This is a genomic window from Clostridium sp. (genome assembly GCF_022482905.1).
Lineage (GTDB): Bacteria > Bacillota > Clostridia > Clostridiales > Clostridiaceae > Clostridium_B.
Genome location: NZ_JAKVOI010000001.1, coordinates 2,800,305 through 2,813,009, shown reverse-complemented (window position 1 = coordinate 2,813,009; position 12,705 = coordinate 2,800,305). Strand labels below are relative to the sequence as shown.

Genomic DNA, 12,705 nt, shown 5'->3' with positions numbered 1-12,705 from the left:
ATAATACTGAAGTTTTTTTATACGAATAATTATTAAAAAAATGGTAAAAATACTAGATATCTATAGGAAAGGATGCGTCATTTTGGAAGAAAGACTAGAGGGAAATTTAATAATAATAGGAGGAGCGGAAGACAAGCGGGGTGACAAACATATATTGAAGGAAGTATGCAGCAAGCTGGATAAGGAAGAAGATATATTGGTTGTTGCAACTATAGCTTCTGAAATACCTGAAGAACTTGGAAGCGAATATAATACCGTATTCAAGGAACTTGGAATAAAAAATATAAGAATATTAAATATAGAAAAGAGAACAAGTGCTTATTACAAAGAAAATATAGATAAAATTGAAAATGCCGCACTCATATTTTTTACAGGAGGAGATCAACTGAGAATAACAAGTCTTATAGGAGGAACACCATTATATTCAAAGATAAAGGATCTGTACAAGAATGGATGTATATTTGTGGGTACGTCTGCAGGCGCTTCTGTTATGAGTGATACAATGATAGTTACGGGGCCCGATGATGAGGCACCTAAAAAATGTACGCTGAAAATGGCACCGGGCCTTGGATTTATAAAAGGAGTTATAATAGATCAGCACTTTGCACAAAGGGGAAGAATAGGAAGACTGCTTGTCGGAATTGCTGAAAACCCGGAAAGCCTTGGAATAGGAATAGATGAAGATACTGCTATTGTTGTTAAGGATAATGGCGAATTTAAAGTTATAGGGTCTGGAGCAGTATATATAATTGATGGATCAAATATAAGCTGCACCAATGTGTCGGAGCAGTATCCTGAAGAAGTACTGTCAATTTTTGATGTAAAATTACATGTCCTTAAAAATGGGAACAAGTTTAATATAATAAGTAAATTGCCATACAGTGATTAGGAGGATTTAACCAATATGAAAATAGATGATATTAAAGTTTTTGAAGGAAGAAATATATACTCCCATAAAAAATGCATTAAGATGTGTGTGGATCTGGAAGGGTACAGTGAAGTTCCTACAAAGGATATAAAAAACTTTAATGATAATCTGCTTAAAACAATACCGGAATTGAATGAACATAGATGCGGCATAGATAAAGAACATGGATTTGTGAAAAGACTACATGAAGGTACATATCTTGCCCATGTATGTGAGCATATCATAATCGCAATTCAGAACATGTTAGGAATTGATGTGTGTTACGGCAAATCAAGAGAAACACAAGGAGACAAATACTATATAGTATTCCAGTATATTTACAAAAATACTGGAGTTCAATCTGCCCGAACAGCAGTGGACATTATAAATTCCTTCATAAATCATACAGAATATGATTTTGAGAAGTCAATCAGTGCATTAAAGGATATATTGAGGGAAGAGGAGATAGGTCCGAGTACAGCTTCTATAATTCAGGAAGCTAAGAGAAGGAAAATACCTGTAACCCGAATAGGCGACAACAGTGTATTTCAATTGGGCTACGGGAAATACAGCAAAATTATAGAGGCTACCATATCTTCTAATACAAAGGCTGTAGCCGTTGATATAGCTTGTGACAAACTTCTGACAAAAGAAATATTGAGGAATCAATGCCTACCTGTAGCTGATGGGGATTCAGTAAAAAACATGGATGATCTTATTGAAAAGGCAGAACAAATAGGGTATCCGGTGGTGTTGAAACCTAGAAGAGGAAATCAGGGCAGGGGTGTGTTTCCAAATTTGAAAAATAAAGAAGAAGCTATGGAAGCATATAAATTATTATGTGATAACTTCAGCGACATAATTATAGAAAAGAATATATCGGGAAAAGATTATAGAATCTGCATTGTAAATGGCAAGGTTGTCGCTGTTTCCAAGAGGATAGCTCCATACGTTATTGGCGATGGAGCAAGCAGTATAAGAAAACTTATAGAAAATGTAAATATGGATGTCATGAGAGGTTATGGTCATGAAAAGCCGCTTACGAAGATAAAAATTGATGAGGAACTGAAAACATATATAGGTAAAAAGAACTATGATTTAAACAGTATTCTAAAAAAAGGTGAAAAACTAATTTTAAGAGAAAATTCCAACTTATCCACGGGAGGCAAGGCTTCTGACTGCACGGATATGATATGCAGTGAAAACATAGATATCTGTGAAAGGGCAGCCCAAGCAATAGGTCTGGATATCTGTGGGATAGATTTGTGCTGCAAGGATATAGGAAAATCTGCATTGAAGGATGGCGCAATACTGGAAATAAATGCTGCACCAGGTATAAGAATGCATCAGTATCCAAGTAAAGGGAAAGCTAGAAATGTTTCTAAAGCCATAGTAGATGAATTGTTTAAAAATTCTCCGATTACAATACCTATTGTGTCCATTACAGGTACTAACGGAAAGACCACAACTACTAGACTTCTATCTCATATATTGGGTGTAGCAGGATATAGAGTAGGTATGACTACCACGGGAGGAATTTATATAGGTGGTAAATGTATATATACTGGAGATACTACCGGATATTATAGTGCAAAGGCTGTGTTGAATAATCATGAAGTTGAAGCAGCCGTACTGGAAACTGCAAGGGGTGGAATAATAAAGAAAGGTCTTGCCTATGATAAAGCTGATGTTGGAGTTATAACAAATATAACAGAGGATCATCTTGGCATAGATGGAATAGAGACAATGGAGGACTTAGCTTTTGTCAAATCTCTTGTGGGAGAAGCCGTAAAGGATGACGGATATGTAGTATTGAATGCAGATGATCTTGTGAGTATGAGCATATTGAATAGAATTAAAGCAAGGATAATAATGTTTTCAAGAGATAAATATAATACTATGCTTAGAAACAATATAAATAAAGGTGCCCCTGGAATATATATATATGATGGAGTTATGTACTTTGAAAGAGAAGATACTGTTGTGCCAATAGTAAAAGTTTCTGATATAAAGATATCCATTGGTGGAAAGCTTATGTATAATGTGGAGAATGCCATGGCATCATGTGCAGCAGCTCTGGCACTAAATATAAGTTATGCAGATATAGGCAGTGGACTCAAAACCTTTTATGGTGATGCCATTTCAAATCCTGGAAGATTTAATATATATGAATTAAATAATGCAAAAGTAATTTTGGATTATGGGCACAATATAGAGGGCTATAAATCAGTAATTAAGGGAATTAAAAATATAACTCATGAAAGGCTTGTTGGAATAATAGGAGTTCCTGGAGACAGGACGGATAAAAGTATTGAAGAAATAGGAAGGATAGCAGGAGAAAATTTTGATTATATATACATTAAGGAAGATAAGGATAGAAGGGGAAGAAAACTCGGTGATGTAGCTGCAATTTTAAAAAGAGGTGTACTTAAAACGGGGTTTAATGTAAAAAAAGTGAGGACTGTACTAGATGAAAAGATGGCATTTGAGGAAGCATTGGACAGTTTGAAGAGCAATGATGTCATGATAATATTTTTTGAAAATCTAAAACCTCTTCAAAAAGTGATTGATAAAAAAATTGCCGAGCAAAACGTAAAAAAGGTTGAAACCTCAAAAGCCATGGTATAATGAAAACTACATATTATGTACAAATTACAGAATTACAAAGGTGAATATAGAGTTTTAAGTGAATTTGTAGTAGAATAAACAGATGCAGTAGAAAAATGTTATAGAAATTGTAATTTGGAGGATAATATGTTAGCCAAAGCTTATGCCAAAATAAATTTATCACTTGATGTGATTGGTAAAAGGAAAGATGGGTACCATTTTCTAAAAATGATAATGCAAACTATAGATTTGTATGATATTTTAACAATAAACAGGATAGACAGGGGAATATGTATATATTGTAATAAAAGCTATATACCACTGGATAACAGAAATTTAGCCTATAAAGCCGCTGAATTGTTTATGAATACCTGCAATATAAAAGATGGTATTAAAATAAATATAGAAAAGCATATCCCGGTTTCAGCCGGGCTTGCAGGTGGCAGTACAGATGCGGCGGCAGTACTTAGAACTATGAGAAATATTTATAAACCAAATCTGAGCAATAGAGAATTAGAAAGATTGGCTCTAAAGATAGGTACCGATGTAGTGTATTGTATTTCAGGTGGAACAGCTCTTTGTGAGGGAATAGGAGAGAAGGTAACTAGAGTTACCCCATTCAGAAATCAGATTATAGTACTTATAAAACCTCCATTTGGAGTATCTTCAAAAGAAGTATACAGTATCTTGGACTTGAATAAAGTAAACAAGCATCCTGATACTAAGCTGTTGTTAAAAGCTCTGGAAGAAAATGATGCAGTAAGATTAAGTAAAAATATGAAAAATGTTTTGGAAAATGTTGTATTGAAAAAGCATCATATACTAAAACGGATAAAGAGGGAAGCAATGGCGGCTGGAGCGTTGGGAGCATTGATGAGCGGAAGCGGACCGACCATATTTGCTGTCTTTGACGATATTCAGAAGGCTCAGTTGTGTTATGACAAGATGAAAGCCAAATACAAAGAGGTTTTTATTACGAGAACAATTTAATGCAGGATTGCGAATACACTATAAATTATTTTTTAGTTAAAGTAATTTATAGTGTATTTTTTATTTTGTCCAACAATTATGATGAATAATTAAGCCGACAAAAGTAAAAAATACTCTGGAAAAGAATATATAAGCTTGATTTTAAAGGAAGTGGCAGTTATGAAGGAAGTAATAGAAAGTTATATATCTCCTCAAGTTGATGAAAATATGATATATGTTCAAAACCTGTTTGAAAATAATTCTGATATGGTTTTTAGGAAGTTTTATATAAGTAATACAAAAGCGGCAATAGTTTATATAGATGGAATGGTAGACAAAATGCTTATTAATGATCTTATGAGGGGGATAATGACGAGAACTCATTATGTAAAATCCGAGAATGAGATAAAAGACAGGATCATGTCCGTATCAGATATAAAAGAGCTGGATGATATGGAAAAGGGCATAAATCTCATGCTTTCCGGAGATATGATAATGTTTGTAGACGGACAGAGAAGTCTTTATGTAATAGCTACCAGATTCTGGCCTGCAAGGGGGGTATCAGAGCCTTCGTCTGAAACTGTTATAAGAGGGTCAAGAGATGGATTCACGGAAACGATCAGATTCAATACGGCACTTGTGAGAAGAAGAATAAGAGACAGCAGGCTGAAAATAGTTTCAAATCCCATAGGAGTCAGATCAAAAACTGACATGGCTATTATCTATATAGAGGATATAGTAAATAAGACAGCATTGGAGGAATTGAAAAAAAGGCTCGATGATATAAAAATTGATGCTATTTTGGATAGTGGATATGTAGAACAGCTTATAGAGGACAACAAGTGGTCCTTATTTCCACAGATACAGAGTACGGAAAGGCCGGATGTAGTAGCATCTGCCGTATACGAAGGAAGAATTGCAATACTTGTTGATAATTCTCCATCAGCTATTATAGTTCCAACGACATTGCCAAATTTATTTCAGTCGCCGGATGATTATTATCAAAGATGGATATACAGCTCTGCTATAAGAATCATAAGATTTTTGTCTATACTCATATCTCTTGTAATGCCAGCTTTATATGTGGCTGTGACATCTTTTCACACAGGAATAATACCAACTAAACTGGCATATTTTATTGCAGCATCAAGAGAAGGAGTACCTTTTCCGGCATTTGTGGAAGCTATGATAATGGAATTCAGCTTTTTACTTTTACTCGAGTCTACTGAAAGGCTGCCAAAGGCCATAGGTGCAACTACAGGTATAGTTGGTGGACTTATTATAGGTCAGGCTGCAGTTCAGGCTGGAATTGTAAGTCCAATTATGATAATTATAGTAGCTGTTACAGCAATAACGAGTTTTACTACACCAAATTATGAAATTACCTCTGCATTCAGATTAATAAGGTTTTTACTTATAATTGCATCTGCCATAGCTGGATTTTATGGAATAATGATAGGACTTATATTGACATTGATACACCTTGTAAGGTTGAAAAGTTTTGGAGTTTCATATTTGGCACCTATGGTAAATGAAAATTTAAATGATTTTAAAGACATGTATTTGAGATTCCCAATTAAGTTTTTAAGAAGGAGACCTGAATATATGAATACCGGGGATAAGGTAAGGCAGAAATGAAGCTGGAGGTGATGTTTAAACATGCAGCATAAAAATTTTATTACGAGTTTTGGATTATTCAGTACTATTGTTGTAACTGTCATCGGAGTAGGTATATTTTCTTATCCACGAGAAGTTGTAGATATTATAGGTACTGACAGCTGGATTGTAACTATTATTGCAGGGATTTTAATATATCTTTTACTGTATGTTGCATACTCGGCTATAAAATTAAATGATTATAATAAACTATACATCATATTAAAAAACAATTTTGGAAGATTGTTTGGAAATATCTTTGCATTGGTTTTTATTGCATATAATATTTTTGCCATATCATTTGGAATGAGAATATTTACAGAAGTCATAAAGATGTATTTGTTGGAAAAAACACCTACGGAATTTATATTTGTCGTTACAATACTGACATCAATTTATCTTGTGAGAGGTGGACTTGAAAGCCTGATAAAATTTAATGAAATATCTTTTTGGATAATGTTTGTACCAATAATAATAATATTTATGTTTGCATTAAATAAAGCTGAATTCAGCAATATATTGCCTGTACTTAATAATAGTCCCTATAAATATATGGAGGCACTCAAAAGTACAATATACAGCTTTTCGGGCATAGAAATAATATATATAATAGCCCCCTTTTTAAAAAGTAAATTTTCTCTAATTAAAACAGCAGGAAAAAGCATATTGTTTATAACGCTGTTCTATGTAACTGTAGTGATTTTATCACTGGCAATTTTCTCAAAAAACCAGACAGGTATATTACTCTGGCCAACTATAACCATGATGAAATCCATAAATGTAAACGGTCTGTTTATAGAGAGGTGGGAAGGTGCAGTCATGGCCATGTGGGTCATGTTCTATTTTACTACCTTTTCAAATATATATTATTTTTCATCAGATATATTAAAAGACATGTTTAAGTTGAAAAGTGTAAATATTACAGCTGTAATTTTGGGAATTGTGATATATATGATAGCTATTTATCCTAAGAACATAGCAGTTCTCTATAATCTTGGCAATAAGATTATAATACCATTTTTTGTATTCAATGTAATTATACTTCCAATAATTATATTTCTATTTGCCAGATTCAAAAAAACTTCTTTAAAAAGAATACTGCCGCTATTTTTGATATGTTTCTTGCTTACAGGGTGCTGGGACAAAACTGAAATAGAAAGTAAACAGCTGGTTTCTATAATTGCAATAGATCCAGGTGAAGATATAAATAAGGAAAAATATTTAAAAGATATAAAGCCTTATGATCCACTGACATCCATTGATTTGAAGAAAATTCATGTTACATTTGGAGTCCCTGATTTGAGTCAGCTCGGCCCTGATAAAGGAGCCCAGGCACAGGACAAATATATAGATGCGGATGGATATTCTTTTCAGGATGCTGTCAGCAAAGCCAGACTCAAAAGCAGTAGATCCATAAGATTCAGCCATACCAATTTGCTTGTTTTTAGTGAAGGTATTATGAAAAATCCAACTGTACTTAAGGAAATTCTGGATTATCTTCAAAGGGAGCCTTCCTTGAATAGGAATATGTATATAGTTGTAGCAAAGGGAAATGCCCAGCAATATGTGAAACTACAAACCAATATGGAAAAGAACATGGAAACATATATTCTCGGATTAATAGAAAATGATTATAACAATAGTGAGATAATTCCGGTGACGTTGAATGACTTTTTAGTACAGATAAATGAAAACGGAAATAGTCTCCTTCCAGTAGTTAATATTGATGAAGATAATAAGGATATAAAAATAGAAGGGTCTACAGCCATAAAAAACTTCATGGTTAAAGGGGATCTGAATCCAGTAGAAACAGCCAATATAGAATTGCTTAGGGGCAAGTTAAAAGGAAGTAAAAAAATGATATATGTAGATAAACATCCTATAGATATTGATATAACAAATACTGCGAGAAAAATAAATGTAAGTCAAGTTGATGGCAGATTGAATTTTAGTGTGGATTTAAAAATAGAAGCGCAAATAAAAAACTATTCGCTAGATAAAAAAGTGTTTTCAGTTGACAAATTAAATTATATTCAGGAAAATTTCAATAAATCTATAAAAAGAGAATGTGAATATGCTTTGAAAATAACTCAAAATGATCTTCAGATAGATCCTGTAGGATTTGGAGAGCATCTGGAAAAATTTTATCCCAATATATGGAACAAAGTGAAGGACAAATGGGATGAAGAATATAAAAATTCATCCCTAAATGTAAATGTTGATACCCAGATAAGAAGAATTGGAGTTGTTCAATAATATATTTTGTAAAATTGAATATAACTAGGATATCTGTCAATACTCATTATTAGGATAAAAATAGCATCTTGATTTTAGAAGGGGAGTAGATAATATGAAAAAATTTCTTTTTATGTGTGTATTGGGTATTTTAGTTATATATACTTTTAATTTTACTGTAAGTTCCAGGAATTATAATTTCATGGCTTTAAATGGAGAAGGAGAGGATATACAGAAGAGTATAGCATCAAAGATAATAAGATTTCATGTCATAGCTAATAGTGATTTAAAAAGTGACCAAGCCCTGAAACTGAAGGTGAGAGATGCAGTTCTAGAATATATTTCACCAAAGCTGAAGAATTCATCGAATATAAATGAATCGAGAAAGATTCTTAAAGAAAATGATAAGAATATTTTGGCTGTAGCAAGGAAGGTTATACAGGAACAGGGATATACCTATAAAGTGAGAAGTACACTTGGACAGGCTGGTTTCCCTATAAAGACATATGGGAATATTACATTGCCGCAGGGTAGATATGAAGCTTATAGAATAATAATTGGGGAAGGTAAAGGACAGAACTGGTGGTGTGTTATGTTTCCGCCCTTGTGCTTTGTTGATATTTCAAAAGGGCAGATTTCTTATAAGAGTACGGAAGAAAAAATGAAAAGTGTCTTGAATCAAAAGGAATATGATTCTGTGGATAATGGAATTGAGCACCCAGATAAACGTAAATCGCCAAAGAAAATAGAAGTAAGGTTTAAAATAGTAGATTTTATGAAGAAAATAGGATTTTAATATAACTCGGGGAACTCCCAAGCTAAATTAAAATTAATTCCCTTCAAATATTTTGTTGGCAGTCTTTAAAAAGTGTTCACCTACTGATTTAATTAAAACCTTTATAGCCTCTTTTTCATAGTGCCTGCTGTTTTTTATGGTACTGTGATTTGCGTTGGAGCCCGTATTGCCTGTTCCTATAAGATAATGAATTAATTTCATAATATTGTAACCAGAGTTTGGCTTGGAAAATTTGCTGCAGTTTTCAGCCATGGCTTTTAATTTATCTGGAGCTTTTAAAAGTATATCAATATTTTCACCGCATTTTGAAGTATCAGTTAAGTTAACAGCCAATTCATGTTTGAAAAGAAACTGTGCATTTTTCTCTTCCTGTCCTGGTATTGGAGAAAAAATTCCAATAGGAAGATTGCATATTAAAGCCTCTGTAATTGTAAGCCCACCGGGTTTGGTCAACAGCAGGTTACTGCACTGCATATATTTATTTACCTCTTCTGTAAATCCAACAATACAGGTCTGTTTTAGAGAAAAATCTTTAAGCTTCAAAAGATTCGAGTATAATTTTTTATTTTTACCAGTTATTATAATGATTTGAATATCCTCATCCATCTCATTTAGTTGTTCATATATATCTTTAATTTTGCCCATTCCCAAACTTCCACCCATAATGAGTACAGTAAACTTGGAAGTTGATAAATTCAAATCCTGTAGAGTAGCATCCCTATCATATTTTTTAACAAAATAGGGTTTCACAGGTATTCCAAAATCATATATGCTTTCTTTTTTTATACCTTCTGAAACCATTTTATCAATCATATCTTCATTTGATACTACATAAGCGTTTATGTAAGGATGCAGCCATGTACTATGTGAATAGAAATCTGTTATGATGGACATACAGGGTGTATTGAGATTGTATTTGAATTTTAATACTGACAGCATTTCCGTAGTAAATGGATGGGTAGATATTAATATATCTGCATTAAAGTCATCTATTAACGGAATCAGTTTGTAGGTCAGTATTTCTATTAATTTTGAAGCTAAAGTAACTGCAATTGGATCAGTACCTTCAGAATAAGAATATAATTTCCTATACAGAGAAGGTGTAACTTTTAGGGCCTTTAAGTAACTCCCTATTACAACCTTGTCTATTATTGGATTTATATATTTCAAAGTGTCTATTATACGTACTTCTGAATCCAAGGCTTCAAGCTTAATATAATCTTTTATAGCCTCTGCTGCCTGAACATGACCTCCGCCGGCAGAAACTGAGAAAATCAGTACTTTCATTTAATCACCTTCTGAGTAATCATGTGTGAATGTTATAAACAAAGTATTTATTATTATACACTTAACATTATATAGAATATATCTATAATAATAAACTGATTTGTGAACATTTAAGAAAAAATTAATATTAATATTATACCAGATAAATTGTTTATGCACATAATTTCATGTTTGACAAGCATAGATGAATAATATTTACGATAGTACAGATAATATATTTATTATAATTATTTAACACTAAGGAGGGAAGAGCTGACCGGTTTTACAATTGGAAAGCGTATTTGTTTATGAAAACATCTAGAAAGAGAATTATATATACAGCTATAGTAACTTTAATTATTGTATTTTCAAGTACTTTTGCTATTCTTATGACATTGGAAAGAAATGATTACAGGAACTATCTACAAGGTGAATATGGAAAAAATATGTTTGAACTGATAGATGCTGTCCAGAATATAAGGGTAAATCTGGCAAAAGCCGAAGTAATCGGTTCTCGAGAACAGGGGATAACTGTATTCGAGGAAATATTCAGACATTCTGCTACGGCTAATGATAAGCTTAATTCCCTCCCGATTTCCCAGCCGGCAATAGCTGATACAAGCAAGTTCCTGAATCAAGTCGGCGATTTCTGCTATAGTCTTGCAAAAACCTCCAGCAGAGGAGGAGATCTTACAGATAATGATTATTCAACTATTGAGAGGTTGAAGAAAGAATCATCAGATTTGGAGAATCAGTTGAATAATGTATCCAATGATATAAATGAAGGTCAGATTAAGTGGGGAGAAATAAGAAAAAAAATTACAGGAGTATTTGCCAGAAATAATTCTGATGATGCATTAAATCAATTTGAAAATATACAAAAACAGATAGTACAATATCCGGCATTAATCTATGATGGACCTTTTTCGGACAATACTCTTTCTATAACTCCAAAGATAAATTCTCAAAAAGAAGTTTCTCAAAAACAAGCTGAGTCTATCGCAAAAAAGATAATGAAAAATAATAAAATTAAAGATATAAAAACTCAAAGTGTGACCGAGAAAGGGAATATAAAGGTATATAGATTTGTGGCATCTTTGAAATCTGACAATAACAGGGATGAAAGTCTAACTTGTGAAATAAGTAAAAATGGCGGAAAAATATTGTATCTTATAAATGATAGAGTTATAAATAATTCTACTATGGATGTGAAGAAAGCAGTAAATATAGGCGAAAAATATTTGAAAAGTTTAGGATATAAAAATATGGTTCCTACATATACTTTGAGATATGGAAATGAAGCCGTAATAAGTTATGTATATAAACAGGACGATGTAATTGTATATCCGGATCAGATAAAATTGAAAGTTGCATTGGATAATGGAGAAGTTGTAGGAGTTGAATCTGAAAAGTATTTAGTAGCACATGAAGATAAGAGAAATATGGGAAATCCCAAAATAGCATTGGCCTTTGCTAAAACGAAGGTTGGAAAGAAATTAAATGTAAGAGGGGAAAAGCTGGCTGTAATCCCCACAGAAAATAATAAAGAAGTATTGTGTTATGAATTTTCAGGAAATTACAAAGAGGATGATTTTAAAATCTATGTAAATGCAAATACTGGATATGAGGAGAGAATAATTCAAATAATAGATACGCCGAACGGCCAGCTCACAATGTAGTTTGCATAATTCACCTGTTCTGATATAATGAATTTGTAATTATAATAATTGCAGTATTTCAGGAGGATTATTCATGAAAAAGAAAGCCGTTATATCTGTATCCAGCAGCAGGGAAAATGATGATGATAAAATAGAAGTGGTAACACCGGGCGATTTTTACAAGAAGGATTCTTTTTATTATGCACAATATAAAGAGACGGAAGTATCAGGTATGGAAGGAACAGATACTACATTTAAGATGAACAATGATAATTTTTCACTTATAAGGATAGGCAGCACCAATGCAAATATGGATTTCAGTAGAAAAAGGGATAGTTTATCTATTTATGACACACCTTATGGAACTATTGAGCTTAGAATAAAGACCAATAAGCTTGAAGTAAATCTGGATGAAGATGGTGGAGATATATTTATAGATTATAATTTAAGTATATCCGGTCAAAAATATCAGAATACAAGATTAAAAATCAATATAAAAACTGAAATCTGAGTATTTCGCTACATATCTAAATATATTGCTAATCTTTCTCTATATGTGTTTAGAATTATATATAGTTGGATATTAATAAAAATAGAGAGAATAATATTAA

At 32.6% G+C, this 12,705-nt stretch carries 9 protein-coding genes; 8 read left to right on the top strand and 1 reads right to left on the bottom strand.

The window, feature by feature from the left end; all coding sequences use genetic code 11:
- Nucleotides 1–40 precede the first annotated feature (40 nt).
- The 6 genes from LKE46_RS13800 (at nucleotide 41) to spoIIR (ending at nucleotide 9,170) form a co-directional block, all read left to right on the top strand.
- Nucleotides 41–889 carry a cyanophycinase gene (locus tag LKE46_RS13800; RefSeq protein WP_434735197.1) on the top strand — a complete coding sequence of 283 codons (849 nt, stop codon included), beginning with the start codon at nucleotides 41–43 and terminating at the stop codon, nucleotides 887–889.
- 15 nt (nucleotides 890–904) lie between these two features.
- Nucleotides 905–3,535, top strand: a complete 2,631-nt coding sequence (gene cphA, locus LKE46_RS13795) for a cyanophycin synthetase (protein WP_291723470.1) — start codon at nucleotides 905–907, stop codon at nucleotides 3,533–3,535.
- A gap of 126 nt (nucleotides 3,536–3,661) precedes the next feature.
- Nucleotides 3,662–4,504 (top strand): 4-(cytidine 5'-diphospho)-2-C-methyl-D-erythritol kinase, encoded by an 843-nt coding sequence (gene ispE / locus LKE46_RS13790; protein ID WP_291723468.1) that lies wholly within the window; start codon nucleotides 3,662–3,664, stop codon nucleotides 4,502–4,504.
- Nucleotides 4,505–4,663: 159 nt separating this feature from the next.
- Nucleotides 4,664–6,121: a spore germination protein gene (locus tag LKE46_RS13785; protein ID WP_291723466.1), complete on the top strand. Its 1,458-nt coding sequence runs from the start codon at nucleotides 4,664–4,666 to the stop codon at nucleotides 6,119–6,121.
- A gap of 21 nt (nucleotides 6,122–6,142) precedes the next feature.
- Nucleotides 6,143–8,395 (top strand): Ger(x)C family spore germination protein, encoded by a 2,253-nt coding sequence (locus tag LKE46_RS13780; protein ID WP_291723464.1) that lies wholly within the window; start codon nucleotides 6,143–6,145, stop codon nucleotides 8,393–8,395.
- Between the two features lie 94 nt (nucleotides 8,396–8,489).
- On the top strand, nucleotides 8,490–9,170 hold the full coding sequence (spoIIR, locus tag LKE46_RS13775) for a stage II sporulation protein R (protein WP_291723462.1): 681 nt from the start codon (nucleotides 8,490–8,492) through the stop codon (nucleotides 9,168–9,170).
- Nucleotides 9,171–9,203: 33 nt separating this feature from the next.
- Here the strand turns inward: spoIIR and LKE46_RS13770 are convergent, their stop codons facing one another.
- Nucleotides 9,204–10,457, bottom strand: coding sequence for an MGDG synthase family glycosyltransferase (locus tag LKE46_RS13770; protein ID WP_291723460.1), 1,254 nt, complete (start codon nucleotides 10,455–10,457; stop codon nucleotides 9,204–9,206).
- Between the two features lie 287 nt (nucleotides 10,458–10,744).
- Between LKE46_RS13770 and ypeB the strand changes: the two genes are divergently transcribed.
- Together ypeB and LKE46_RS13760 are read left to right on the top strand one after the other, a co-directional pair.
- Nucleotides 10,745–12,115: a germination protein YpeB gene (ypeB, locus tag LKE46_RS13765; protein WP_291723458.1), complete on the top strand. Its 1,371-nt coding sequence runs from the start codon at nucleotides 10,745–10,747 to the stop codon at nucleotides 12,113–12,115.
- A gap of 73 nt (nucleotides 12,116–12,188) precedes the next feature.
- Nucleotides 12,189–12,605 (top strand): DUF1934 domain-containing protein, encoded by a 417-nt coding sequence (locus tag LKE46_RS13760; protein ID WP_291723457.1) that lies wholly within the window; start codon nucleotides 12,189–12,191, stop codon nucleotides 12,603–12,605.
- Nucleotides 12,606–12,705: the final 100 nt, after the last annotated feature.

Excerpts from the sequence above, each read along its gene's own strand:
- LKE46_RS13800 (WP_434735197.1), top strand. The coding sequence starts at position 41 with ATGGTAAAAATACTAGATATCTATAGGAAAGGATGCGTCATTTTGGAA.
- cphA (WP_291723470.1), top strand. The coding sequence starts at position 905 with ATGAAAATAGATGATATTAAAGTTTTTGAAGGAAGAAATATATACTCC.
- ispE (WP_291723468.1), top strand. The coding sequence starts at position 3,662 with ATGTTAGCCAAAGCTTATGCCAAAATAAATTTATCACTTGATGTGATT.
- LKE46_RS13785 (WP_291723466.1), top strand. The coding sequence starts at position 4,664 with ATGAAGGAAGTAATAGAAAGTTATATATCTCCTCAAGTTGATGAAAAT.
- LKE46_RS13780 (WP_291723464.1), top strand. The coding sequence starts at position 6,143 with ATGCAGCATAAAAATTTTATTACGAGTTTTGGATTATTCAGTACTATT.
- spoIIR (WP_291723462.1), top strand. The coding sequence starts at position 8,490 with ATGAAAAAATTTCTTTTTATGTGTGTATTGGGTATTTTAGTTATATAT.
- LKE46_RS13770 (WP_291723460.1), bottom strand. The coding sequence starts at position 10,457 with ATGAAAGTACTGATTTTCTCAGTTTCTGCCGGCGGAGGTCATGTTCAG.
- ypeB (WP_291723458.1), top strand. The coding sequence starts at position 10,745 with ATGAAAACATCTAGAAAGAGAATTATATATACAGCTATAGTAACTTTA.
- LKE46_RS13760 (WP_291723457.1), top strand. The coding sequence starts at position 12,189 with ATGAAAAAGAAAGCCGTTATATCTGTATCCAGCAGCAGGGAAAATGAT.